Below are 24,085 nucleotides of genomic sequence, written 5' to 3'. Positions count from 1 at the left end.
CAACCCTGCGGTGCCACAACGTTGGCTGCGGATCGGCCGACGAACGGGGGAGCCGAGTTCCGGCGCCGGGCCGCCGCAGACAAGCGGAACGCGCCCGGCCGGAACCCGGAGTGACGCCGTCCGCGCCGTCCCGGCACCGGACCACGCGTAGTCCCTGCCGACGACACCAGGACACGAGAGGAACACGATGATGACAACCCGCAAGGGTGCCGCCGCGGTCGCGATGGCCGCGGTGGCGGTCGGCGCGATACTGACGGCCTCCACCACCGCGTCCGCCGCGCCCGCACCGGGCAAGGCCACCCGGGACGCCTCCGTTCGGGCCACGACCGCCGGGGCCCCGGCGCTCGCGAGCCACCCGTGCTGGACGTCGTTCGTCCCGGAGAACCCGGAAGGCGCGGCGATGGACCAGTACTACAAGAACTGCACGGACTCCCCGGTGACGGTCTGCGCCAAGAACCTCACCGACGGCTATGTCGCCCCGTCGCGAACCATCGGCGCCAACGACGTCGCATGGTGGCACTGGAACTCGACGACTCCGGGCGCCCACTACACGACCATCTTCTGCTGACCCGACCTCGAAGTCGGCGGTGCCCGCCGGACGGATGAGCACGGCCGTCCGGCGCGCGCCAAGCGGCCCCTTCGGATCGCCGAAGAGGCCGCCGGCGGATGGCCCGCCCCGGCGTCACCGCTCCAGCTGGGCCGCGTGGTCCGGCACGTGGTTCTGCAGGGCGCGCGGCGGTCGCCGGTAGCCGGTGCTCGGCGGGCGGGGCGGCAACTCCAGGACGGGCGGGGCGACGTCGTGGTAGGGCACCGTCGACAGCAGGTGGGCGATCATGTTGAGCCGGGCCCGGCGTTTGTCGTCGCTCTCGACGACGTACCACGGTGACTCGGGGGTGTCGGTGTGGACGAACATGTCGTCCTTGGCGCGGGAGTAGTCCTCCCAGCGGGTCAGCGATTCGAGGTCGACGGGGGAGAGTTTCCACCGGCGGGTCGGGTCGTCCAGGCGCTGGCGGAGGCGCTGTTCCTGTACGTCGTCGCTGACCGAGAACCAGTACTTGCGCAGCAGGATGCCGTCCTCGATCAGCATGCGCTCGAAGACCGGGCACTGGTGGAGGAAGCGCTGGTACTCGGTGGGCGTGCAGAACCCCATGACCCGTTCGACGCCGGCCCGGTTGTACCAGCTGCGGTCGAACAGCACGATCTCACCGGCCGCGGGCAGGTGCTCCGCATAGCGTTGGAAGTACCACTGGGTGCGTTCGCGCTCGGTGGGCCGGGGGAGGGCGACGATGCGCGCCCCCCGGGGGTTGAGGTACGCGGCGACGCGTTTGACGGTGCTGCCCTTGCCGGCCGCGTCGCGCCCCTCGAAGACCACGACGAGCCGGGCGCCCTCGGCGCGCACCCACTCCTGGAGCTTCACCAGCTCCGCCTGCAGGCGGTACAGCTCGCGCTCGTAGCGGCCCTTGGACAGCTTCCTCGGCCCGTGGCTCCTGTCTTCCTGGTCGTCGGCCATACCTCGACGGTACGGAGCGCCGGGCCGGCGCGGGCGGGCGCGGCGGCCGAATGGGCGCAGGCCGGGAGCTGCCGTGCCCGCGCTGGGCGGGGGAAGGGGCCGGACGGCCCTGTCCGGCCGAGGCGGCGCGTCGCAGGCTGGGAGTGATGCCGGACAGCACGCGCCGGACGGCCGGACGGTGACCGTGCGGCGCGGAGCCGCTTCCGAGGAGGCGCCATCATGCCGAACACTCCGTGCAGGGTCAGCGACGTCATGACGCAGCCCGTGGCGGCCGTCGACCGCGAGGCCGGTTTCAAGAAGATCGTCGAGACCCTGCGGCAGTGGCGGGTGAGCGCGCTGCCGGTGGTCTCCGCCGAGCGGCGGGTGGTCGGTGTGGTGTCCGAGGCGGATCTGCTGCCCAAGGAAGGGTTCCGGGAGGCGGACGCGGACCGACTGGCGCGGCTGCGGCTGTCCGACGACGTACGACGCGCCGAGGCGGTGACGGCGGGCGAGCTGATGACCAGTCCCGCGGTGACCGTGCAGGGCGACGCGACGCTGGCCCAGGCGGCGCGCACGATGGCCCGGGCGTCGGTCAAACGCCTGCCGGTCGTGGACGGGAAGGGCCTGCTGGTGGGCATCGTCAGCCGGGCCGATCTGCTGAAGGTGTTCCTGCGGTCCGACGACGACCTCGCGCAGGAGGTGCGGCAGCTGCTGGCGAAGTTCTTCGCCGCGCCGACGAAGTACCTGCATGTCGGGGTCGCCGACGGGGTGGTCACGTTGAGCGGGCAGATGCGGGACCGGTCCCTGGTGCCGGTGGTGGCGCGTCTGGTGCGCGGCATCGAGGGGGTGGTGGACGTGGCGTACGACGTGACGGGCGTCGCGCCGGTGCACATCGGTCCACCGGGGGAGGGCGCGCAGGGCTCGTATCCGTGAGCGCGCCCGCGGCGAAGCCGGGCCCGCGGGCGAGCCGTCCACACCGAAGGGCGCGGGGCGCCATGGCCGCCTCCCCGGCGACGGACGGGCGCGCCGGGTCCCCCCGACTGCGCGGTGCGCCCCGGCCGATCGGCGGGAGGTAGGGCCGGACGGCCCCTGCCGGGGGCGGGCGGGCCATCGCACGCTGAAGGTGTCGCAGCCCGGGGAGAGCGGTCGTAGGGAGGAGACGGCGTCATGGCGCACAGCCCGCACACGGTCGGCGACGTGATGACCCAGAGCGTGGTCGCCGTCGGTCAGGGGGCCAGCTTCAAGGAGATCGTCGAAACCATGGAGCAGTGGAAGGTGAGCGCCCTTCCGGTGCTCGCGGGCGAGGGGCGGGTCATCGGCGTGGTCTCCGAGGCCGATCTGCTGCCGAAGGAGGAGTTCCGGGACGCGGACCCGGACCGCATGGAACAGCGGCGGCGGCTGGACGACCTGCGCAAGGCCGGCGGCCGCACGGCGGGCGAGTTGATGAGCGCACCGGCGCTGACCGTGCACGCCGACGACACCATCGCCCAGGCGGCGCGGACCATGGCCCGCAAGTCCGTCAAGCGACTGCCCGTGGTCGACGCGCACGGCATGTTGCAGGGCATCGTCAGCCGCGCGGACCTGCTGAAGGTCTTCCTGCGCCCCGATGCGGACCTGGCCGCCGAAGTGCGGACGGAAGTCGTCGACCGGCTCTTCCCCGGGACTCCGCGACGGGTCGAAGTGAGCGTCGAGGACGGCGTGGTGACGCTGCACGGGCCGCTCCGGGACAGCCCGCTGCTGCCCGTCGCGGCGCGACTCGTTCGCGCGGTGGAGGGCGTGGTGGAGGTGACGTTCGACGACCACACCGTTGCGACGACGAACCGGCGCACGGTGGCCGGCTGAGCCGATACGCGGGCCCTGCCCGTGGAGGGACGAGATGCGATGACGGAACTGGTGTCCGAGGCCGGCACGGTGTGCGCGCTGCTCGCCGACGGGAGCACGGTCAGCCTGCGCCCGGCGGGCCCGGCGGGCCCGGCGGACCGCGAACGGGTGCTGCGGCTCTACGACGAGATGTCCGCAGACAGCCTGCGCAACCGCTTCTTCATGGTCAGCCGGCGCCACAAGACCGAGCGGGGCGGCGTGCTCCTGGACCTGCGTGGCGCGCACGCCGTGCGGACCGCCTACCGCGACCTGACCGCACGCCTGGGCCCGGCGATGACCGGGGCACTGGTCCAGCCCATGGCACGACGGGGCACCGAACTGCTGGCCGGCGTGGTCCAGGACGAGGTGTTCGGCGCCCTGGTCGTCTTCGGCTCCGGCGGCACCACCAGCGAGCTGCTGGCCGACCACGCGGCGCGACTTGCCCCCCTCACCGACACCGACGTCCACGAACTGCTCACCGCTCCCCGCTGCGCCCCCCTGCTGCTCGGCCACCGCGGCGCCGAGCCGGCCGATCTGGCGTCCCTGAAAGACCTGTTGGCCCGCCTCTCACAGATGGCCGACGACCTTCCGGAGCTGGCCGGGGCCGAGTGCAGCCCGGCGATCGCGCGGCCCGACGGCAGCACCGTCGTGGACGCCCGGGTCCGCTTGCTGCCGCGCCGGGCGACCGACCCGTATCTGCACCGGCTCCCGTGAGCCGACAGCGCACGGCGGAAGGCGGGGAGAAGGGAAACGAGATGAAGCGGCGACGGGTCGGGGCGGTGATGACCGGTGACGTGGTCCGCGCGCACGGCGGCACGACGGCCGCTGAACTGACCCGGTGGATGGCCGAGTTCGCCGTCAACGGCGTACCGGTGGTCGACGGCGACGACAAGGTGATCGGGGTCGTCTCGGCGACGGACCTGGAACGCGCGCGCCGTACGGGCGGCAGCTCCCCGGACCGCTCCGCGCGGACCCTGATGTCCGCCCCGGCCCATACCGTCCGCGCCGACGACTCGGTCGTGCGGGCCGCCCGCCTGATGTCCTCGTACGGCGTCGAGCGACTCCCGGTCGTGGACGAGGAGGCCCGCCTCGTCGGCATGCTGACCCGGCGCGACGTCCTCAAGCTCTTCGCCCGTTCCGACGAGGAGATCCGGGAGGAGGTGATCGACGAGGTCGTGCTCCGCACCCTGTGGTTGAACCCGGCCGGCGTCGACGTCTCCGTCCGCGACGGCGTGGTGACCGTGGCGGGATTCCTGGAGAGCAGTGGCCAGGCCGCCGCCCTGGTCCGGATGACGCGGCGGATCGACGGCGTCACCGCGGTGGTGGACCGGCTCACCCACCGGCGTGCGGGTCCCTGGCGGGGGCCGGAGTGGGACGCGACGGGCGATGCCCTTCCGCCGAGACGCCCTCCTGACGTCATGTGATCTCCCATGACGTCAGGAGTCGCGCTGCGGGAGGGGCCGGGGCGGCAGTCGGCAGTGGACGGTCACCGGCGGTGAACGGTCACGGGTGGTCGCGGCGCGGTCGCGCGTCCAGTTCCGCCCATTCCTTTTCCCACTGCGCGTACCGACGGCGGTCGAGCAGCCGGACGCCGCCCTTGTGCACGGCGAAGAGCGCCAGACCGGTGCCGGAGGCGGCCACGATGCCGACCGCCACACTCTCCACCACGATGTCCTCCGGCGAGCCCGGGTCCCGTATCAGCGCTCCGCGACCGTCCAGCCAGACGGTCGTGCGGTCCCCGGCACGGGCACCGGGGGGTACGGCCGCCTCGCCCGTGCGCACGATGCCGTTCGACGCGGTCCACCGTACGACCGTGTAGACACGCCCCACCGTCCCGTTGCCGGCGGCGACGCCGAGGGCGGCGGGCGGGGTCCTCGCCACCACGCCGACCGTCGAGTGCCGGTCGGCCCGTTGCCCGTGGACGGCGGCGTCCACCGCGTTGCCGGCCAGCACTCCGGCCGCGGGCCCGGCCACGACGATCAGCAGGCCGCTGACCAGCGCCATCCAGGACTGCGCCACGTCCGTGCGGCGCCGGAGCGGACCGTGCCGCCACGGCTGGTGGAGCGTCCCCGGAGCCATCGCGCACCCCTTTCACCCGGTGGTTCGAGGCTCTCACCACGGGACGTCCGGGGGAGAGGGCCGAACGGTCCCGGTGCGGGGCCCGGAAGTGCGGGCGGCGCGTGCGCGCCGGGACCGTTCGGCCCTGGCAGGCCCCCTCGGGCGGAGCCACGATGGAGCAGGGGCGCGGATTCGTGGACGGAGGTCCTCATGAGCGAGACGGGCACGTTCTCACCACAGCGGCCGATCCGGGTGTTCCTGGTCGACGACCACGAGGTCGTCCGGCGCGGCGTGCAGGACCTGCTCGACGCCGAGCCGGACATCGAGGTGGTGGGCGATGCCGGGACAGCAGGCCAGGCGCTGGCCCGGGGGCCGGCGCTACGGCCCGACGTGGCGGTGCTCGACGTCCGGCTGCCGGACGGCGACGGCGTCACCGTCTGCCGTGAGCTGCGCTCACGGATGCCGCACGTGGCCTGCCTGATCCTGACCTCGTTCGACGATGACGACGCCCTCCTCGACGCGATCATGTCCGGGGCCTCCGGCTACGTCCTCAAGGAGATCAAGGGCACGGACCTGGTCGCCGCGGTGCGCACCGTCGCGTCCGGGCGCTCGATGCTCGACCCGGCGACCACGGCGCGACTGATGCGCCGCCTGCGCGGCCAGGAGGCCGACACCCGTCCCGAGGAGGACGCCCTGTCCGGCCTGTCGGGCCGGGAGCGGGAGATCCTCGAACTGATCGGGGAAGGGTTGACGAACCGTCAGATCGGTGCACGCCTCTACCTGTCCGAGAAGACCGTCAAGAACCACATCTCCCGCCTGCTGGCCAAACTCGGCGTCGAGCGCCGCATCCAGGCGGCGGTACTCGCCACACAGCGCGGGGCGGCGGTCGGCACGGAACGGGGCGCCTAGGGTCTCTCCGATGGGGTCAGGGTCGGACAGACCCTAGACGCCGCTGGACACTGCTGAACGCCGCGGAACACGGCACCGATCCGCCGCTCCGCCTCCGGAACGCGGCCTTCCGCGGCGCGGACGGCGGTGCTACGCGGGCAGCGGCGCCGACCACACCAGGCGGGTGCCGCCCTCCGGCGCGGCCTCCACGGTCATCTCCCCGCCCGCGCTCTCGGCACGTCTGGCGAGGTTGAGCAGCCCGCTCCGTCGGCCGTGCTCGGCGATCCCCACGCCGTTGTCCTGCACGGCCAGGGTGAGCCGGCCGGTGCGGGCGGCCAGGAAGACGTCGGCCGCGGTCGCGCGGGCGTGCCGGGCGATGTTGCTGAGGGCTTCGGCGAGCGCCGCCAGGGCGTGTGCGGCCAGCGCCTCCGGTACGTCGGTGTCCAGCAGCCCCTCCATGTGGAGGGACGGCGTGAAGCCCAGCGCGTGCGCGGCGTCCTCCAACGTGGCGACCGTCCGGGCCCTGAGGCTCTGCCGTCCGGTGGCCACGTCGCGGGTCCGCAGTCCGAAGATGGTGGACCGGATGATCTTGATGGTTTCGTCCAGGCCGTCCACCGCGCGCAGCAGCCGCTCGTGCGCCTCGGGGTGATCCACGAACCGCACCGCGCTCTGCAGCGTCATCCCGATGGCGAAGAGCCGCTGGATGGCCAGATCGTGCAGGTCACGGGCGATGCGGTCGCGGTCCTTGAGCAGGGTCACCTGATCCGCGGCCGCCCGTTGTTCGGACAGCTCCATGGCGAGCGCGGCCTGACCGGCGAACGTCAGCAACGGCGCGGTCTCGGACTCGGTGAACGGGCGGCGCCCGCGCAGCCGCGCCAACAGCAGGACCCCGTGGACCTGCTCACCGGTCGCCATGGGCACCGCGACGGCCGGCCCGAGCCCCCACCAGCGGGGCGGACCCGTGGTGATTCTCGGGTCGTGTTCGATGTCCTCGCTGATCAGCGGACGGCCGGCGGCCAGGGCGGCGCCCGCGAACGATCCCTGGCGGGGGAGGACCAGGCCGCGGTGCGCTTCGGCGTCGACCCCGGAGGCCAGCTCCATGCGCAGAGTGCCGTCCTCCGTCGGCAGGGCCAGGACCCCGAGGTCGGCGGAGAGGATGCGCACCGCGTGGTCGACGATGGTCGGCAGGATGTCCTCTTCCTCCGCGGCCGGCAGCAGGCCGGCCACGATCTCGTGGATCGCCTCCAGCCATTCCTGGCGGTACCGGGCCTCCTCGAAGAGCCGGGCGTGCTCGATCGCCACCCCGGCGGCCACCGCCAGCGTCGCCAGCAGCGTCTCGTCGTCGCTGGTGAACGACCCGCCACCGCGCTTCTCGGTCAGGTACAGATTGCCGAAGACCTCGTCCCCGACCCGTATCGGCACCCCGAGGAAGGAGTGCATCGCCGGGTGGTGCGGCGGGAATCCGTAGGACGCCGGGTGCTCGCCCAGTTCGCTCAGGCGCAGCGGAGCGGGGTGCCGGATCAGCTCGCCGAGGATTCCGTGGCCGGCCGGCAGCGGGCCGATGGCCTTGAACTGCTCGTCGGTGAGCCCGACGGGAAGGAACTGGCTGATCCTGCCGTCCGCGCCGATCACCCCGAGCGCGCCGTACCGCGCGTCCGCGACCACCACGGCGGCCTCGATGATGTGCCGCAGCACCTGGGGCAGCTCCAGCCCGGTGCCCACCGACAGCACCGCTTCCAGCAGCAGATGCTGCGAGCGGCCGCTCGCCTTCTCCACCGCGCGCAACCGCTCCTGGAGATCGTCCGACAGCGCGTGCAGCTGCGGACGCACCCCGTCCGTCCGACAGCCGTCCTCGCCCACGGCACGCCTCCACCGCGGCCGGTATCGCGTGGCCCGGCCACACCACCACCGTAGTGCGCGCGGCCGACGGGCACCTCACGCGCGAAGCGCCCCGCCCCGGCCGCCGCGGGGCGCGAGGTCCTGCTCGATCCGCGCGACGAGCGGGGCGACGGCGGCGGCGACCGCCGGTGACAGCGCGGTGCCCGGGCCGGTGGACGCGGTCCCGTCGGCGGAGATCACGCACCGCGGGGAACGACCGCGACCGGACAGCGCGAGTGGTGCAGCACGGCGAGCACCGACGGCCCGAGGGGCAGCGGTGTGCGCTGCGGCCGGCGCCCGATGACGAGCAGCCCGGCCCGGGAACAGGCCGCCAGCAGCACGGGCACGGCCCTGCCCACGGCGACCTGCTCGACCACCCGGACATCGGGAAACTTCTCCCGCCACGGGGCGACGCTCGCGGACAGCGACTCCTGTGCGCCCGCGGCGCCCGCCGCCTCGTCCGACGCTCGGGCGGGGTCCGCGGCGGGCGCCCAGGCGCGCACCGCACGCAGGCCCGCACGGTGCGCCGAGGCCGTCGTGAACGCGTAGTCGAGCACGGCCTCCCCTTCGGTGCCCGTCTCCCGTACACCGACGACGACTTCGGGCCCCGGGCCGACGGACGACTCCTCCTCGCGGACGGTGACCACCGGGCACGCGGCGCGTCCCAGGACCCGCAGGCTCACCGAGCCCAACAGGAAACCCGAGATCCTGTCGTGCCCACGCGATCCGAGCACCAACAGCGTGGCCGTGCCGCTGCGTTCCGCCAGGGCGTCGGCGGCCTCCTCGTCCACCTGCTCCGCCGTCACCGCGACCGCGGGGCGAAGTTCCTCGACGAGGGCTTCGGCCCGCCCCAGCACTTCGGCTCCGTACCTGCGCCGGTCGGCTTCCCGCGGCGCGCAGGAGACCGGCCACGGCTGGGAGACCCGGGAATGCAGGAGGTGGAGGGGGAGATTGCGGACCGCGGCCTCTTCGGCGCCCCAGCGCACCGCCGGCACGCTGTTCCCGGTGCCGTCCAGCCCGACCAGGACCGGTCCGCCCACGTCACACCCCCGCCGAGGCGACGGTGCCGGGCGAGGTGGCGTCCGGAGGTCGGTCGACATGCCGGATACGGGTGTCGGGGCCGGGGAAGAAGAGCCAGATCTGATCGGTGTCCGACCAGCGGACGTCGTAGGGCGGGGTGCCGTCCTCGTGGTGCAGCCCGACGATCTCGCCGTCGCGCCAGGTGGCGCCCGTGGCTGCGCACTCGACCACGAGTTGGTCGCCGATGTGTGCCTGCACCGAACTCACCTCCTGTCCCACCGGTGCCTGTGCCGAACGTGTCACAGGGGAGGCCGGGCCGGTCATGGGGCGAGTCGCCCGGATGCGGGGCCGTTCGGCCCATGCGACGGGGACCAACCGGAACCCGCCCGCACGGTCCCGACGCGCTGCTCCGGAGACGACGGGGAGGACGGGCCGAACACCTCCCGCTCGATCTGCTGCCGCACCCGGTTCGTCAGCCGCGCGAGTGGCTTCGACACGCTCGGCCGTACCGGCACCGGCGACCTGATCTCCCTGGCCGCGGCGGGAAGTTGCGCTACTTCCGCGGCGAGCCGCCGCCGGGCGTCCTCCAGCGGCAGCGGCGACGTACACCGCATCCCGCCCCGCATCGCCGTCCGCAGCAGCGGCACACTGCCGGGCGGCGGCTCCTCGTCCGCCAGGCCGATCACGTCGACGCAGCCGGGGCGCCGGAAGACCTGCTTGCGGCCGGGCGCCGTCGCCTTCGCAGTGGACAGCTTCATCACCGGACGCCCGGCGTACTCGACGAGCTTGTACGCGGTGTCCAGGTACGGGGCGTCGGCGCTGACCCCCACCCGGGTCCCGACGGCGTAGACGTCGATCGGCGCCCGCGCCGAGACCAGGTCGTGCACCGCGAACTCGTCCAGGCCGCCGCTGGCCACGATGCGGACCTGTGGGAGCCCGGCGGCGTCGAGGACGGCGCGGGCGCGGAGGGACAGTTCCTTGAGGTCGCCGCTGTCGAGGCGGACCGCGCAGCCGTCGGCGCGGTCCAGTGCGCGCAGTACGCGGGCGGCGGTTGCGACGCCCGACTCGGTGTCGTAGGTGTCCACCAGGAGCGTGACCGGGCCGGGGTGGCAGCGCGCGAAGGCGGTGAAGGCCGCCTCTTCGTCCTGGAAGGCTTCGACGTAGGAGTGGGCCATGGTGCCGACCGCGGGGAAGTTCAGGGCCCGGGCCGTGGCGACGTTGCTGGTGCCCGCGAAACCGGTTAGGGCCGCCAGTCGGGCCGTCTGCAGGCCGGCGGCCGTCCCGTGGGTTCGGCGCAGCGAGAAGTCCACCACCGCATGTCCCCGGGCGGCGAGGACGCACCGGACGCACTTGGAGGCCACCAGGGTCTGGTGGCTGAGGTGGTTCAGCACGCTCGTCTCGACGAGCTGTGCCTGCGGCAGGGGCGCCGTGACCTCCAACAACGGCTCTCCGGCCAGCACCACGCGGCCCTCCGGCACCGCGCGCACGGTACCGGTGAAACGCATCCCCACCAGCGGCATCAGATCGCCGACCGGGCGTCCCAACGCCTCCGCGAAGGCCCTGGCGTCGTCGAGACCGACGCGGTACCGCGACAGGTAGTTCAGTGCGGACTCGACACCGGCGCACACCAGGAAGCCCCGGTCGGGCGGGAGTTCGCGGACGAAGCAGCTGAACGTGGCCGAGTCCGTCATCCGCTCGCGCAGGTAGGAGAGTGCCATGGTCACTTCGTACAGGTCGGTGGTCGTGGTCTCGGACATGACGGCCGTTCCTTCCACGCTTCCGCCCGGCGGGCCCCGCCGCGGCGCTCATGTGCCCGAGCCGTGCTCGGCTTCTCCGGTCGGCGGGGCCGGTGGCCCGGGGACGCGGATGCGCCGCCCGCTGAAGTGCGTCGGCCGGATGGCGATCCACTGGTACCGGCCACCGCCCACCCAGGGAGCCGAGTACGCGTGCTCCTCGAACCTGCGGGTCTCGTAGAAGCCGGTGACGACCTCGGCGGGCCCCACGGCCAGCACACTCCAGCCCTGGCTGAACGCGTCGTCGATGTGGTCCACCTCCAGCGCCGCCTCGTGGCCGGCCGCCGCGGCGGGACCGGAGCCCGCCTGGGTGCGGTAGGCGATCACGTCGTCGATGACGGTGTAGTTGACGGGGAAGACGGCGGGGGTGTCGTGGAGGGTGACGGCCACCCTGCCGATGCCGTGGGTGGAGAGCAGCTCCCGGCATTCGGCGGGGCCGAGCGTCAGCACCTCGGGATGGGCGCCGGCCTTGCCCAGGCCCGTCGGCAGGTCGGTGGTGCCGCCGGTCAGCTCGGCGACCGTGGTGTTGAGCGCACCGGCGAGGCGCAGCAGGAAGCCGATGCTCGGCTCGGCCGGGTGTTCTTCGACGTACTGGATGTAGCCGGGTGAGGCGGCGGCCCGGGCCGCGACCTCCTCGCGGGTCAGCCCCAACTGCTCACGGCGCAGTGCGGTGCGCCGCCCCAGATCGCTGCGGGGCGGTTCCGGCCCGGTGCCGGAACCGGTTGCTCCGTCGCTCGTCATCGCAGACGTCCTTTCTGCCGGCGGCTCCTGCTCCGCCCGTACGGAGCGGGTCACTCGCGCGGCACGATCGCCACGGGGCACGGCGCGTGATGGACGGCCGCATGGACGACATGACCGATGCGCGGGACCGCAAGGCCGAGGTGCCGGCGGCCGACGATGAGCAGCTGCGCTCCCGCCGCGCCGTGCAGGAGGGCGGGCGCCGGACTCTCCATGACCACCTGCTCCTCGACGCGCACGTCCCTGAACTTCTCCCGCCACGGGCGCAGTGCCTGGGACAGTTCCTCACGCGCGAGCAGTTCCGCCTGTTCCGCAGCGGCCCGCTCCACGGCACCGCCCCGGTCGTACGCGAACGGGGGCAGGTTCCGGCCGTGCACGGCCCGGAGTGGGACGGCCCGCCGGGCCGCGGTCTCGAAGGCGAAGGCCAACAGCCCTTCGCACGCCGCGTGCAGGCTGACACCGACCGCGACGCTGCTGCTCTCCTCGGTCGCCGGGCGATCGAGCCTGGCCCGCACCAGGACGACCGGGACGGCGACCCGCGGCACCAGATCCAGGCCGGTCCCGCCCAGCGTGAAGCGGGCCGCAGGGCCCAGCCCCCGCGACCCCAGGGCCAGCAGATCCGCCTGCTCGGCGGCCTCGACCAGGGCCTCCAACGGCGGCTCGCGCACCAGGCGCACCTCAACGGCCACCCCCGGCTCCGCCGACTCGACCGTGGCCCTGGCCTCCTCGATGATCCGGTCCGGCCAGGGCGGCACCTCCCGGGCCCCCGGCGCGCCCCGCGGCGTCGCCGTCAGCGGTTGCCAGGCGGTCAGCAGTCGCAACCGGGACTGCCGCAGCCGGGCCTCGTGCGCCGCCCACTGCGCCGCCGCCAGGGCCTGGGACGTACCGTCCACACCGACGGTGACGACGTCCTTCATGAAGACGACCGGCCTTCGCCCGCTCGCCCTTCGACCGTCACGACGGGCCGGCCGGACCGGTCGAGCCGCACGCTCACGACTTTCCGGGTCATCAGCTCACCTGTCGTGCGGTGCTCCATCTCCGGCTCCTTCCGCCCCGGCGGCCGGCGGCGCGGCCGCACCTCCAGCGTGGCCGGGCCGCCGGTCGCACCGATATGAGCCACTCGGCCCTCTTGTGCGGCCGGCCGTCCCCGCCGGGCCGGCCGGTCCTTCCGTCGGGGCCCTACGGCCCCTGCTGCCGACGACGGAGTCCCACGACGCTGGAGGCTCCTGCCGATTCCACCGACGGCTCCCCACCCGGGCGCGGCCCGATCCGCCCGGGAGGCTCCCGGTGCTCACCCACCCCACCCTCGACGACACGGCTGTCAAGTCGCTGGTGGCCGACGCCACCACCGCGCCCTCGATGCACAACGCCCAGCCGTGGCGCTTCGCGTACGCGCGGGCGTTGCGCACGCATGCTGCTCTCCGCCGACCGGGACCACGCGATGCCACTGGCCGACCCCGACCCGCCCCCTCCGCAGTGCGCCCACCACCCAGGCCACGGCCGGGACGACGGCGATCACCGTGCCGCCCGCCCAGCACGCATCGGCGAGTGCCCCGCGCCCGGCCAGCCAGGCGATCCCGCCCGCGACCAGCGCCACCGTCGTCGCGCTCAGCAGTACCGGGTCGGGACGCCTCCGCCAGGCATCCGCGGTCCCACGCGCCCGGCCCCCTGCCCGGTCCTCAGCGCACCGCACGGCAGCCTCCGCTCCCTGCTGCCCGGGACCTCCTCGACGATCCCGGCGACGAGCCCGTATCCGCGTGCACAGGCCGTCCGGCTTCCAGGTCAGCACAGTGCCCGGCGGCCTGCCAGTGCCGGACGGCCCTCGCCCGGGCGGTCCGGCACACCGGAGCGGACGTCTCCGGGACGCCCGCTCCGTCAGCGGAGGACCATTCCGCGTACATGCCATGGTCGACGCGGCGGACGCCGCGGCCAAGGTCCGGACGGGCCAGCAACGGTAGGGCCATCCGGTCCCTCGCGGCGCATGACCCGGCGAGGGACATTGGAGAGACGGAGCCCGACGCGTCGAGAGCGCGGTCCCACACCATCAGTCCGGAGACCGGAGAGGTGACGTGCAATGTCCCCATGGCGGGTCCGTGCGCTGGAGGAGAACGACCTGGACCAGGTGGTGCGCATCTGGGAGGAGGCCCCCGACACCACCGTGGACCTGGCGGTGAGCCTGGCGGAGGCGGTGAGCGCGCTGCACGCCGAGGCGCCGGCCGTGGTGGCCGTGGTGGGGGAGCAGGTCATCGGCGCCGCGGTGTCCCTGACGACGCAGGAGCGTGCCTGGATCCTGCGGATGGCGGTCGGCCGGCCCTGGCGGGGGCACGGCGTCGGACAGGCGCTGCTGGCGGCCCTGGAGGAGCGGCTGGGCGGCGCCGGCGTGCGCCGCATCGGGGCGCTGCTGCCGGACGGTGAGGCCGGCCAGCGGGCGTTCGCCCGCGCCGGATACGTGAACCGGCCGGACCTCAGCTACGTCGAGAAGCAGCTGACCGCGGACTCCGCCGAAGCCACCTTGCTCGACCAGCTCGGCGGCACCGTCCCGGACGACGGCCTGTGGAACAGCATCGCCGGCATGAGCGCCGAGAAGGCGCTGATCGAGCGCCGACTGGTCCTCCCGCTGGAGCATCCGGAGGTCGCCGGGCAGTACCGGCTGGTGCCGCCCCGCGCGGTGGTGCTCTTCGGCCCGCCCGGCACCGGAAAGACCACCTTCGCCCGAGCGGTCGCCTCCCGCCTGCGCTGGCCGTTCATCGAGGTGTTCCCCTACCAACTCGCCGACGACGCGCACGGCGTCGCGGCCGGGCTCCGCCGGCTGTTCGCCCGCGTCGAGCACCTGGAGCAGGCCGTGCTGTTCTTCGACGAGGCCGAGGAGATCGCCTCCGAGCGGCACGACCCGACGACGCTCGCCCACCGGGTCACCAACGAACTCCTCAAACTCATCCCGCAGTTCCGGCGCGGCGACCGCCGGCTCCTGATCTGTGCCACCAACGCCGTGCGCTCCCTCGACCCGGCCTTCCTGCGCCCCGGCCGCTTCGACTACCTCATCCCGGTCGGACCGCCCGACCCCCAGGCCAGACGCGCCATCTGGACCCGCTACATCGGCCCCGACCGCGCCGCCGGCATCGAACTGGACGCGCTGGTCGAGGCCAGCGACCGCTTCACCCCGGCAGACATCGAGTACGCGGCGCGCACCGCGGCCCAGGCCGCCTTCGAACGCCATCTGGCCTCGGGCGGGCAGGAAGCCGCCGACCCGGCCCGGATCACCGGCGACTACCTGCAGGCCATCGCCCACACCAGGACGTCCCTCACCGAGGAGGACATCCGGGCCTTCGACCGCGACCTCAGGACCGCCGCCCGGGTGTGAGGAAGGGGCCCACCCCCGACACGGCCGGCCGCCACCTGCGGCGACGGGCTCGACGCCGCTTCGCACCCCGGGGTACGGACAGGGCTGGCTGGCCTAGCGGGACTGCGGGATCGGTCGATGCCTGCTGTGGTGGAGCGCAGTGATCACTACTGCCCCAGGAGAACCATGCACCGTCCAACCCCAGCCAGCGAGCCCCTCGGCCAGAGGCCCACCCGGCACCGACCGAGCGTGCCACCGTCGTCCCGGCGCCGCCGTCGGCTGTGCCGGGACGTGACCACCGCGCTGGTGCTGTCCGGCGTACTGGTCGCGGCCGGGGCGCAGCCACGCCCCGCGGTGCGGCGCGCGGCCGGCTACCCCATTCGCGTCAGTGCCTACGTGGCCAACAGCGGTGCGGAGATCGTCTCGGCCTATGACACCCGTCTGGAACGCAAGTTCGGTGCCGTTCAGGTGGGCTTCGGCCCGACCGGGGTGGGGGCGTCTCCGGACGGCGAGCGGGTCTATGTCGCCAACGGCCGGTCCGACACCGTCTCCTGCATCAACACCGGTCCCCGGCTGGTCACGGCCACGGTACGGGTGGGGCGCCGGCCCTTCGCGGCGGTGCCGACCCGGGACGGCCGCAGGGTGCTGGTGGCCAACTTCGGGTCGGACACGGTCACGGTCCTCAGTGCACCCGACTGCCATGTGATCGCCACCGTGCCGGTGGGACCGCTGCCGCACAGCATCACGACCATTCCGGACGGACGCGCGTATGTGACGGACAACGGCGGTGGGGCGGTGACCGTCCTGGATCCCAGCTCCCATCCCGTCCGGCGGATCCCGGTGGGGGACTTCCCCAGCGGCATCAGTTCGCCGCCCTCCGGCCGCCTCGTCTACGTCTCCAACACCGGTTCCGGCACGATTTCCGTCATCGACACCCGCACCGACACCGTGGTGGGCCGTCTGCCCGGCGGTCGGGCGCCGCTCGGCAATGCGGTCAGTCCCGACGGCAGGTTCCTCTACGTCGCCGACTCCGCCCAGGACTGTCTGCTGATCATCGACATCTCCGGCCACCGGATCATCGGTCACGTGCACGTCGGCGTCCAGCCGCAGGGGGTCGCGGTGACCCCGGACGGCCGGCGGGTGTGGGTGACCAACGAACAGTCCGACACCGTGTCGGTCATCGACCCCTATGCCCGGCGGATCCGGGCCACCCTGCCGACCGGACACGAGCCCGAAGGCATCGCCATCACCCCGCGCTGAGCCCCGCACCCCCACACGCCACAGCCCGCTTCCCACCGGGCGACAGACAGGAACCTTCTCCGCGATCCCCCGCACATGCGTACAACGCTGCTCGCAAGCGTGACAGTGACTCGAACACCGGGACCGGCTCCCTTTGTTGCCACACACTGGTCCCTACGACCTCGGTCTGGCCGGGGAGCCCTGGGCCGGTCCACGTGAACAGGCCGCCGGGCCGCCCCTCGTCGGGCGAAAGCCCCGGCAGACGACCCAGCTCACGGCATGTGTCGACCGTCACGCGAGATCCGGAGATCCCATGCGCATCCAGCACCTCGCCGCGGCCCTCGGCCCACTGGCCGCCGCGACCGCCCTGGCCCTGGCCGCCACCGTCCCCGCGTACGCGGGCAACGGCGCCGCGTTGCCCGCTCGGGCCCGCGCCGCGGCGGCCTGCCCCGAAGGTTCCGTCTGCTTCTGGTCGAAGTCCGAGTTCGGCGGAGAGATGAGGGCCGCGCAGTACCCCGAACACGACTGCGAGGCCACGCCGTTCCAACCCGCGCGATCGGTGTACAACAACAGCGACGAGACCAGGTCGTTCTTCGCCGGACCCCGTTGCTCGGTACGCGTCGGCACCCTGCAGCCGGGCGGGTCGGCGCGGTCGGTCTCCCTCGCCAGTTGGGGCACTGTCTACTGACCGAGGGTTTTGCGCGGGGTTCCCGGGACGCGCGTGCTCGGGGTGTCGGCCGCGGCGGCGGACCGACCGTCCGCCGCCGCGGCGCCGGTCAGCGCCGGAGTCCGCCGCACAGCTCCAACCGCTCGCCCGGGAACCGTTGGCGGAAGCCGCGGTCGTGCGAAACCGCGACAACCGCCCCCGGATACGCCGCGAGCGCGGTCTCCAGGTCCTCGACGAGGTCGAGCGCGATGTGGTTGGTCGGCTCGTCCAGGACGAGCAGGTCCGCGGGCCGGGAGACCAGGATCGCGAGCTGCAGCCGCCGTTGCTGCCCCGCGGACAGCGCCGCGACCGGGACGTGCAGGTCCTCCGCACGGAACAGGCCCAGTGCCAGCAGCCGTTCGGCGTGCTCCTCCGGCAGCCCCGGCCGTCCGGCCGCGAACGCGGCGAGCAGCGGGTGGCGCGTGCAGCGCGCGGGAAGCTCCTGCGGCAGATAACCGATCCGGGCAGGGCGGCGCACCGAGCCGGCATCCGGCTCCAGGTCGCCCGCCAGGACACGCAGCAGCGTCGTCTTGCCCGCCCCGTTCTCGCCCGTGACCAGGAGCCGCTGCCCGGGCATGAGCGCCAGCAGCCCGTCCAGGCGCAGCCGTTCGCCGACCGCTATCCCGTCGAGCTCGGCAATGGGGTGTCCCCTGCTCGAACGAAGCCGAGGGCTCGGGGAAGGACGGCCGACGGAACACGCGCCGCCCGCCGCCGACAGCGCGGCCGTGAACCGCAGCGGTTCCGGCGGCGCCGCCACCGGATGGCGCCGCAGCTGGGCCAGCCGCTCCCGGACCGCCCGCACCTGCCCGCCCAGCTTCGCCTCGTGCGAGCGGCGGTGCTTGCCGAACCCCTGCCGCGGGTCCTTGCCGGTGCCGGCCAGCCGCTTCCCCGCGGCGTCGAGCAACTCCTCACTACGGGCCACCTCGTGGAGCCACTCCGCGTACTCCTGCTCCGCGCGGCGCCGGGCGGATGCCTTCGCGGCGCGGTAGCCCGCCCACCCGTCGCCGTACCGGCGAACCGTGCGGGCATCCCGATCGACTTCCAGGACCGTGGTGGCGATGCGTTCGAGGAAACCGCGGTCGTGGGTGACCGCGACGACGGTGCCCCGATGCGCACGCAAGCGCTCCCCGAGCCAGTGCACGGCCGCCGCGTCGAGGTGGTTCGTCGGCTCGTCGAGGAGCAGCAGTTCGGGGTCGGCGGCCAGCACGCATGCGAGCGCGAGCCGCGACTGCTCGCCGCCGGAGAGCGAGCCGAGCGCGCGGTCTCGGGTGATCCCGGCGAGCCCGAGCCCGTGCATGGCGGCATCGACACGGGCCTCCGCCTCGTATCCGCCACGCTCCTCATACGCGGTCAACAGCTCGCCGTATGAGGCGAGTTCGTCCTTCGACGCCTCGCCGAGGCGTTGCTCAGCCGTGCGCAACCGGCGCTCCATGGCGCGCAGTTCGCTCAGAGCGAGGTCGACGGCGTCCTGCACGGTGCGGTCCGGACCGAGGTCGAGGGTCTGGGTGAGATGGCCGAAGCCACCGGGGAAACCGACGATGATCTCCCCGGCATCCGGTACTTCGACTGCGGCCAGCAACCGCAGCAGGGTGGACTTCCCGGAACCGTTCTCCCCGATGACGGCGGCCTTCTCGCCCGGGCGGACGGTGAAGGACACCTGGTCGAGGACGGTCCGGGTGCCGTAGGACTTGGTGACGTCCTTGACGGACAGCTGCGCCACGGCAGCGGGCACAGCGGTATGGGCGCGTACGCGCATATGACTTTCCCTGGGAATGCGAAGCGTCTACGGGCAGCAGAAACGGCGGCGTCGGCCGTGCCCGGACTCAGAGGAAGTAGAAGAAAGCCATGCGCCTACCGTAACAGAACGATGCGTCTCGTCTCTCCGTGAAGGTGCTCAACGAGGAGCGGGCCGTTGGGGGCGTCGGGGGCGTCGGAGGCCCGGACATCCGCGCAGAGCCGCTCGCGCCGACGTCCCGTCGCGACGGAAGGGAACGGACGTTTGGTGCAGTTGTGACGGCCCTATGACATTCGCCGGTCTGGCTGTGGGGGAGGAGTGGAGGTGATCGGGGTTCCGGTCGAACCCAGTGGACTGCCGAGCAGGAATGGAGGGTTCGTGATGCGTACGACCACCCGGAAGATCGCCGTCACCGCTGCCGCCACCGCGTTGGTGGGTGCGCTGGGAGGGGGAACGGCGGCGCACGCGTCGTCATCGACCACCGCGACCTCGGCGGACGGCAACGCGGCACCCTCCGCCTGTCGTCCGGCGAACCACATCGCCAAGATCGGTGCGGCTCCTGCGACTTCGGGGCATCGCCACTACCGCGTCACCCTGACCGCGGCGCCCGGGTACGAACCGTGCCGGCTGGCCGGATCGCCGACCGATGTGCGCTTCTACCACCACGGTTCCCTGGACGGCGTCACCGCCGGCCGGTACGGCCCGCAGCACATGGCGGTGACCTTCGGCCCCGGCCACCCGGTCCACTTCGACATCCAGGTCCCCCACGGCTCCGCCGGTGCCCCGGCCGACGAGGCGACCTTCACCCTCAGGACCCCGGACGGCGTGATCCCCGGCGAGTCCTCCGCCCGTGGTCGGCTCGTAGTCGATGCCGGCACCGCCATCGGCCCGGTCCGACCGGGCGCCTGACCTTCACCGGGGACGGGCCCGTCACCCACCCGGACGGCCAGCCCCTGGTCGCCGCCCGCCACCGGGACATCGCCCAGCCCGGACTCAACCGACAGGTGGTCCCCGTGGCGGGGTTCACCCAGGCCGAGGCCGGAGACACCCCCGGAGCCACGGCGGCCTACGGAGCACTGCTGAACGACCTGCTACAGGCCCTGGGCGGGCCGATGCTCCCGACCGAGACCCTCCTGAGCCGTATGGCGACACGCCCCAACGTGCTCGACGTCTTCAACACGCACCACTGCCACGCCTACTGGCGCGGCCGGTCCGGAGACGCGGCCGGCGCCGCCTCCTCCTTCACCTACCTCCTCAACGAACAGCTGCGCGTGCTCGGACCGGATCACCCCCACACCCTCACCGCACGTGCGGAACCGGCTCGTTGGACCGAACGCGTCCGCAACGACCGATAGACGCCGAGAGGAGCCGAGAGACGGCAGCCGGGGAGGTTGACGCCGGGTCTTCCACGTACGAGCGGAGGAAGCGGGCCAGGAGTGTGGGGAGTGGGGAATCGACGCTCGGCAAGGATAATCGTCGGGTGGTCACCTCACTGGACGAGGCGTGCGCCGTCTTACGGAGTGCCAACGCCTTCGGATTCACCCCCCGACCGTTCCTGTTCTTGCCGCTGTTGCGAACGGGATGCCTCTCCGTACTGGTCAGCGGCCAACAGGAAGATCAGGGGTGGGCGGGCCGCTTCGGCGTCGAGTGTCTCTCGGCCGAGGAACGCACCCGGGTGCGCGACGACGCAGGGGGTCGCAGCGATCTGCGGCACCTGCTGCCCCGGGCGGGGGAGGCACTCGCCCGGCGCTGGCGTGGTCGCCGGATGGCGCTCGCCTCGTACGGCCAGTGGTGGCCGGAGTGGCGCGCGGAGCTCGCCGGCGCCGGCCTGTGTGTCCAGGCGCCACAGGTACCGCCACAGCCCGACTGCCTGGTGGACAAGACCCGGATGCGGCCGTGGCTGCGGTCCCTGTGCCTGGAAACCCCCTCGGACACCGTCGTGGACCGTCTCGACCACGTGTCCCTGCGCCGGCGATTCGGCTCGCCGTTCGTGGTGCAGCAGCCGCGGGGTACGGGCGGGCACGGTACCCATCTGGTGCGCGACGAGCGGGATCTCGGCCGGATCCCGCCGGGCGGCCCCTGGCTGGTCAGCCGATACGTCGAAGGAACCGCCATCAACCACCACGGCCTGGTCGGTTCCCACCGCGCCGTCTGCGTACTGCCCGCGTCGGTGCAGCTCACCAACCTCCAGGGCGTCGGGGCCGCCTTCGGGGCCTACTCCGGCTGCGACTTCGGCGCCGTGCGCGCGCTGCCACCCGCCGCTCAATCGCAGGCCCGAACTGCCGTGGAGCGGATCGGGCACGCCCTCGCGCGCCTGGGATATCGGGGCACGTTCGGCGTGGACCTGGTGATCACGGGTGACCACCAGGTCCTCGTACTGGAGATCAACTGCCGTATGCAGAGCTCCACTTGGCTGCTCGGTGAACTGGAACTGGCTGCCGGACTCCTCCCCACGCAACTACGGCACGTCCTGGAACAACACGGTCACAGCACTGCGGGCCCTCACCTGCCCGATGCGGGCGATGCCGTGCAACTGACTGTGCGTCACACCGGCCCTCCGTCCCGGGTGACCCGAGCGCCCCGCAGCGGCCGATACGCGATCAACGGCGCCGGCGAGGCCGTCTGGCGGGGCGAGAGCTACGGCCTGTGGGAATGCGGCGCGGACGAGATCGTCCTCATCCACCTTCCCCGCCCGGCGACCGTCCTGGCCCCCAGCGCCTCCCTCGCCCGTCTGATCAGCCGCCGACCACTGACCACCGCGGACGGACGCACGCTCACCACGCGCGGACGGGAGGCGCTGTCAGCGGTGACAGCGCTGTTCGGCGTCGAGGTCGTCACACCGTAGAAGACGATCTGCCGTACCGGCGCGGTGCATGCCGGGCAGGTCAGGAGCCCGCACCAAGACGTGACTTAGCGCGCCGTGGAGAGCGCCGGGCGTGCGACACGGCGAGAGCTACGACCGCCCTCCGAACTCCCAGTCGTGCACTTCGATGTCGGCGTACCGGTCCGGTGTCAGGACGGCGCGTGCCGTGTCCGGGTCCGGTGCCCGGAGCAGTGCCGCCGTGCCCAGCCAGGCGGTGCCGTCGTCGGACAGCAGCGGCCCGTAAGCGATCAGTTCGTCTCGGCCGGGCGGCACCGCCAGATCGACGGGCTGCCCCGAACCCAGGCCGAGCACCAGGTACCGGTTGCCGCCGGTCCGGCCGCCGGGGAAGTCCCACATGGTGCGCCCCAGGGTGTTGCGCCACCGTCGCAGCAGTACGTCCCGGTAGACGCCGGCCTGGTAGTTCGGCTCGTCGAAGGCGAACGCACGGGCAGCAGCGGGATCGGGCAGGTCGACGATGTGCACGCTTCCGGTGGGCGCGTCGCCGTCATCGGCGAACGTCGGGCCCCGGGCAATCATCTCCTTCGCGTACTGGTCCACGTAGGACCAGTGCGCTTCCAACAGTTCGTCGCGCAGCGGCAGGGAGTCGGGCCGATCGCGGTGGTAACAGAGAAATTCCATGCTCAATGATCCCTTGAAGGCGGTGGCGGCGTCGAGCGAACCGGCGGCGCACCGGCATCGGTTGGGGCGTACGATCGGAGCGTGGCGATCAGATACGAGTGGCGAGGCGACGTCGACAACGCTTCTCTCAACGCACTGCACGCCGATGGCTTCGGCTCCCCGGTCGCACAGACGGACTGGCGAACCCGACTTGAGCGCCACAGCCTCGGCTGGGTCTGCGCTCGGGAGGACGGCTCGCTGATCGGCTTCGTCAACGTCGCCTGGGACGGCGGGGTCCATGCCTTCCTCCTGGACACGGTGGTCGCCCGGGACCGCCGGTCACATGGCATCGGTGCCGGACTCGTTGCGATCGCGGCCGAAGAAGCCCGTGCCGCGCAGTGCGCGTGGCTGCACGTCGACTTCGAGGACCACCTGCGTGCGTTCTACTTCGATGCCTGCGGCTTCACGCGGACGACGGCTGGACTGATCGCCCTGTAGCGCAGGGCCCGAGGGCGTGCTGTTGGTGGAGTTCCGGATCCTCGCAGTGGCCGTCGCAGCGGCGGCAGCGGTGCCAGTTGCGACGGTAGCTGCGATGCCGGCCGTGGGGTTCACCTGATGCTCTCCTCGTGGCCGTGATCGGTTAGCGTCTGTCACTGGACCGACGGATCCCGACACGGGGGTGTGACAGGTGAGCGAAGAGAATTTTCTGGCCGACCGTTTCGAGGCGGAGCGGTCGGGACTGCGGGCGGTGGCCTACCGGATGCTGGGGTCGCTGGCCGAGGCGGAGGACGCCGTCCAGGAGACATGGCTCAAGCTCGGTCGCACCGATGTGGGCGAGGTGAAGAACCTGGGGGCATGGCTCACCACGGTCGTCGGCCGGGTGTGCCTGGACATGCTGCGCTCGCGCACCTCCCGGCGTGAGGATCCGCTGCCCGAGCAGGACGGGCCGGTCCGGCTGCCGGACCCCGTGGTCACCCAACTCGGCCGCGTCGACCCTGAGCGGGAGGTTCTGGTCGCGGACGCGGTGGGCATCGCCCTCATGGTCGTACTGGAGACCCTGTCCCCGGCCGAGCGGCTCGCCTTCGTCCTGCACGACATGTTCGACGTGCCCTTCGACGAGATCGCCGCCATCCTCGGTCGCACCACCGTCTCCACCCGGCAACTCGCCAGCCGCGCCCGTCGCCGGGTCCAGGGCGCCACCCCGGCGGCCGACATGGACAACGCCCGTAAACGCGACGTTGTGGACGCCTTTCTGACCGCCTCCCGCGGCGGCGACTTCGAGGCGCTCCTGGCCGTCCTCGATCCCGCCGTGGTCGCGCGCTCCGACGGCGGCACGCTCGTCCCGAGCATCGTGCGGCGCGGCGCCTCCGACGTGGCGTCCCAGGCGATCACCTTCGCCCGCTTCGCGGCGAACGCGCATCTGGCGCTGGTCAACGGCACGCCCGGCGTGGTCTCGTTCGCCGAAGGCCGAGCGCTGTCCGTCATGTCGTTCACCATCCGGGACGGTCGCATCATCGGCCTCGACATCCTCACCGATCCGGACCGCCTGGCCGCGCTCGGCCTGACCGTCTGAGCAGGGCCGGTCGATGAGGACCACGGCAGTGGGAAGCGAGCGTTGCCGTGCCTGTGCCACGTGGGACTCGACGAGGCGCGGGTGCCTCCGAGTCGTTGTTGCACGGGCCGGCTGCGCAACCTCGTGAACAGCGTCGATGGACAAGCCCCCGGCCGGGACGGGAGAGCCCGGCCGGGGTATCCGTACGCATGCCCTGAATCCCGATTCCCACACGGGTCACGTGCGATACGCCGTGCGTCGGCTACTCGTCCCTCACCCCACCCACCCGGTCAACACCACTGCCGCGG

At 72.9% G+C, this 24,085-nt stretch carries 24 protein-coding genes and 2 pseudogenes; 14 read left to right on the top strand and 12 right to left on the bottom strand.

Features of this window, described 5'->3' with window-relative positions; translation table 11 throughout:
* Nucleotides 1-190 precede the first annotated feature (190 nt).
* Complete coding sequence (locus MOV08_RS01350) at nucleotides 191-568, top strand: hypothetical protein (RefSeq protein ID WP_039628818.1); 378 nt, start codon at nucleotides 191-193, stop codon at nucleotides 566-568.
* 114 nt (nucleotides 569-682) lie between these two features.
* Here the strand turns inward: MOV08_RS01350 and ppk2 are convergent, their stop codons facing one another.
* The gene (gene ppk2 / locus MOV08_RS01345; RefSeq protein WP_275305823.1) at nucleotides 683-1,510 is read right to left on the bottom strand and encodes a polyphosphate kinase 2; all 828 of its coding nucleotides are present in this window, start codon (nucleotides 1,508-1,510) and stop codon (nucleotides 683-685) included.
* Nucleotides 1,511-1,729: 219 nt separating this feature from the next.
* Between ppk2 and MOV08_RS01340 the strand changes: the two genes are divergently transcribed.
* From MOV08_RS01340 to MOV08_RS01325, 4 genes and pseudogenes are all read left to right on the top strand, one after another.
* On the top strand, nucleotides 1,730-2,422 hold the full coding sequence (locus MOV08_RS01340) for a CBS domain-containing protein (protein ID WP_039628817.1): 693 nt from the start codon (nucleotides 1,730-1,732) through the stop codon (nucleotides 2,420-2,422).
* A 234-nt stretch (nucleotides 2,423-2,656) separates the two neighbouring features.
* On the top strand, nucleotides 2,657-3,331 hold the full coding sequence (locus MOV08_RS01335) for a CBS domain-containing protein (RefSeq protein ID WP_052286402.1): 675 nt from the start codon (nucleotides 2,657-2,659) through the stop codon (nucleotides 3,329-3,331).
* Nucleotides 3,332-3,547: 216 nt separating this feature from the next.
* Nucleotides 3,548-4,063: pseudogene (locus tag MOV08_RS01330) on the top strand (acetate--CoA ligase family protein); the annotation flags it as partial.
* A gap of 41 nt (nucleotides 4,064-4,104) precedes the next feature.
* The gene (locus tag MOV08_RS01325) at nucleotides 4,105-4,773 is read left to right on the top strand and encodes a CBS domain-containing protein (protein WP_275305822.1); all 669 of its coding nucleotides are present in this window, start codon (nucleotides 4,105-4,107) and stop codon (nucleotides 4,771-4,773) included.
* Nucleotides 4,774-4,852: 79 nt separating this feature from the next.
* Here the strand turns inward: MOV08_RS01325 and MOV08_RS01320 are convergent, their stop codons facing one another.
* Nucleotides 4,853-5,428 carry an Rv1733c family protein gene (locus MOV08_RS01320; RefSeq protein ID WP_275305821.1) on the bottom strand — a complete coding sequence of 192 codons (576 nt, stop codon included), beginning with the start codon at nucleotides 5,426-5,428 and terminating at the stop codon, nucleotides 4,853-4,855.
* A 189-nt stretch (nucleotides 5,429-5,617) separates the two neighbouring features.
* On the opposite strand from MOV08_RS01320, the gene MOV08_RS01315 reads away from it, so the two are divergent.
* Nucleotides 5,618-6,316, top strand: a complete 699-nt coding sequence (locus MOV08_RS01315) for a response regulator (RefSeq protein ID WP_275305820.1) — start codon at nucleotides 5,618-5,620, stop codon at nucleotides 6,314-6,316.
* Nucleotides 6,317-6,445: 129 nt separating this feature from the next.
* Here MOV08_RS01315 and MOV08_RS01310 read toward each other — a convergent pair whose 3' ends face one another.
* The 8 genes and pseudogenes from MOV08_RS01310 to MOV08_RS01275 form a co-directional block, all read right to left on the bottom strand.
* The gene (locus tag MOV08_RS01310) at nucleotides 6,446-8,155 is read right to left on the bottom strand and encodes a GAF domain-containing sensor histidine kinase (protein WP_275305819.1); all 1,710 of its coding nucleotides are present in this window, start codon (nucleotides 8,153-8,155) and stop codon (nucleotides 6,446-6,448) included.
* Between the two features lie 75 nt (nucleotides 8,156-8,230).
* Nucleotides 8,231-8,374, bottom strand: a complete 144-nt coding sequence (locus MOV08_RS01305) for a hypothetical protein (protein WP_159030737.1) — start codon at nucleotides 8,372-8,374, stop codon at nucleotides 8,231-8,233.
* Nucleotides 8,371-9,213 (bottom strand): universal stress protein, encoded by an 843-nt coding sequence (locus MOV08_RS01300; RefSeq protein ID WP_275305818.1) that lies wholly within the window; start codon nucleotides 9,211-9,213, stop codon nucleotides 8,371-8,373. Before MOV08_RS01300 ends, MOV08_RS01305 begins: the two co-directional genes overlap by 4 nt.
* 22 nt (nucleotides 9,214-9,235) lie before the next feature.
* Nucleotides 9,236-9,451, bottom strand: a pseudogene (locus tag MOV08_RS01295) (DUF1918 domain-containing protein); the annotation flags it as partial.
* Nucleotides 9,452-9,513: 62 nt separating this feature from the next.
* Nucleotides 9,514-10,950 (bottom strand): nicotinate phosphoribosyltransferase, encoded by a 1,437-nt coding sequence (locus MOV08_RS01290; protein ID WP_275305817.1) that lies wholly within the window; start codon nucleotides 10,948-10,950, stop codon nucleotides 9,514-9,516.
* 48 nt (nucleotides 10,951-10,998) lie between these two features.
* Nucleotides 10,999-11,727 carry a helix-turn-helix domain-containing protein gene (locus MOV08_RS01285; protein ID WP_275305816.1) on the bottom strand — a complete coding sequence of 243 codons (729 nt, stop codon included), beginning with the start codon at nucleotides 11,725-11,727 and terminating at the stop codon, nucleotides 10,999-11,001.
* A 50-nt stretch (nucleotides 11,728-11,777) separates the two neighbouring features.
* Entirely contained in the window at nucleotides 11,778-12,641 is an 864-nt protein-coding gene (locus MOV08_RS01280; RefSeq protein ID WP_275305815.1) for a universal stress protein, read from the bottom strand.
* On the bottom strand, nucleotides 12,638-12,760 hold the full coding sequence (locus tag MOV08_RS01275; RefSeq protein WP_275305814.1) for a hypothetical protein: 123 nt from the start codon (nucleotides 12,758-12,760) through the stop codon (nucleotides 12,638-12,640). The genes MOV08_RS01280 and MOV08_RS01275 overlap by 4 nt, the downstream gene beginning before the upstream one ends.
* A gap of 1,038 nt (nucleotides 12,761-13,798) precedes the next feature.
* On the opposite strand from MOV08_RS01275, the gene MOV08_RS01270 reads away from it, so the two are divergent.
* The 3 genes from MOV08_RS01270 (at nucleotide 13,799) to MOV08_RS01260 (ending at nucleotide 16,991) form a co-directional block, all read left to right on the top strand.
* Nucleotides 13,799-15,085, top strand: a complete 1,287-nt coding sequence (locus MOV08_RS01270; protein WP_039628798.1) for an ATP-binding protein — start codon at nucleotides 13,799-13,801, stop codon at nucleotides 15,083-15,085.
* 228 nt (nucleotides 15,086-15,313) lie between these two features.
* Entirely contained in the window at nucleotides 15,314-16,324 is a 1,011-nt protein-coding gene (locus tag MOV08_RS01265; RefSeq protein ID WP_239009870.1) for a YVTN family beta-propeller repeat protein, read from the top strand.
* Between the two features lie 292 nt (nucleotides 16,325-16,616).
* Entirely contained in the window at nucleotides 16,617-16,991 is a 375-nt protein-coding gene (locus MOV08_RS01260; protein ID WP_275305813.1) for a peptidase inhibitor family I36 protein, read from the top strand.
* Nucleotides 16,992-17,079: 88 nt separating this feature from the next.
* Here MOV08_RS01260 and MOV08_RS01255 read toward each other — a convergent pair whose 3' ends face one another.
* A complete protein-coding gene (locus MOV08_RS01255; RefSeq protein WP_275305812.1) occupies nucleotides 17,080-18,765 on the bottom strand; it encodes an ABC-F family ATP-binding cassette domain-containing protein in 1,686 nt (561 codons plus the stop codon).
* A gap of 360 nt (nucleotides 18,766-19,125) precedes the next feature.
* Between MOV08_RS01255 and MOV08_RS01250 the strand changes: the two genes are divergently transcribed.
* From MOV08_RS01250 to MOV08_RS01240, 3 genes are all read left to right on the top strand, one after another.
* On the top strand, nucleotides 19,126-19,653 hold the full coding sequence (locus MOV08_RS01250; protein ID WP_275305811.1) for a DUF4232 domain-containing protein: 528 nt from the start codon (nucleotides 19,126-19,128) through the stop codon (nucleotides 19,651-19,653).
* A gap of 104 nt (nucleotides 19,654-19,757) precedes the next feature.
* Nucleotides 19,758-20,099: a hypothetical protein gene (locus tag MOV08_RS01245; protein ID WP_275305810.1), complete on the top strand. Its 342-nt coding sequence runs from the start codon at nucleotides 19,758-19,760 to the stop codon at nucleotides 20,097-20,099.
* A gap of 125 nt (nucleotides 20,100-20,224) precedes the next feature.
* Nucleotides 20,225-21,589, top strand: coding sequence for an ATP-grasp domain-containing protein (locus MOV08_RS01240; RefSeq protein ID WP_275305809.1), 1,365 nt, complete (start codon nucleotides 20,225-20,227; stop codon nucleotides 21,587-21,589).
* Between the two features lie 108 nt (nucleotides 21,590-21,697).
* Here MOV08_RS01240 and MOV08_RS01235 read toward each other — a convergent pair whose 3' ends face one another.
* Nucleotides 21,698-22,246 carry a YciI family protein gene (locus MOV08_RS01235; RefSeq protein WP_275305808.1) on the bottom strand — a complete coding sequence of 183 codons (549 nt, stop codon included), beginning with the start codon at nucleotides 22,244-22,246 and terminating at the stop codon, nucleotides 21,698-21,700.
* Between the two features lie 81 nt (nucleotides 22,247-22,327).
* Between MOV08_RS01235 and MOV08_RS01230 the strand changes: the two genes are divergently transcribed.
* Both MOV08_RS01230 and MOV08_RS01225 read left to right on the top strand, forming a co-directional pair.
* Complete coding sequence (locus MOV08_RS01230; protein WP_039628782.1) at nucleotides 22,328-22,723, top strand: GNAT family N-acetyltransferase; 396 nt, start codon at nucleotides 22,328-22,330, stop codon at nucleotides 22,721-22,723.
* 190 nt (nucleotides 22,724-22,913) lie between these two features.
* Nucleotides 22,914-23,798 (top strand): sigma-70 family RNA polymerase sigma factor, encoded by an 885-nt coding sequence (locus MOV08_RS01225; RefSeq protein ID WP_275305807.1) that lies wholly within the window; start codon nucleotides 22,914-22,916, stop codon nucleotides 23,796-23,798.
* Nucleotides 23,799-24,085: the final 287 nt, after the last annotated feature.

Origin of the sequence: Streptomyces yunnanensis (assembly GCF_029011865.1) — a bacterium.
Classification (GTDB): Bacteria; Actinomycetota; Actinomycetes; order Streptomycetales; family Streptomycetaceae; genus Streptomyces; species Streptomyces yunnanensis.
This window is presented reverse-complemented; position numbering and strand designations above follow the sequence as displayed.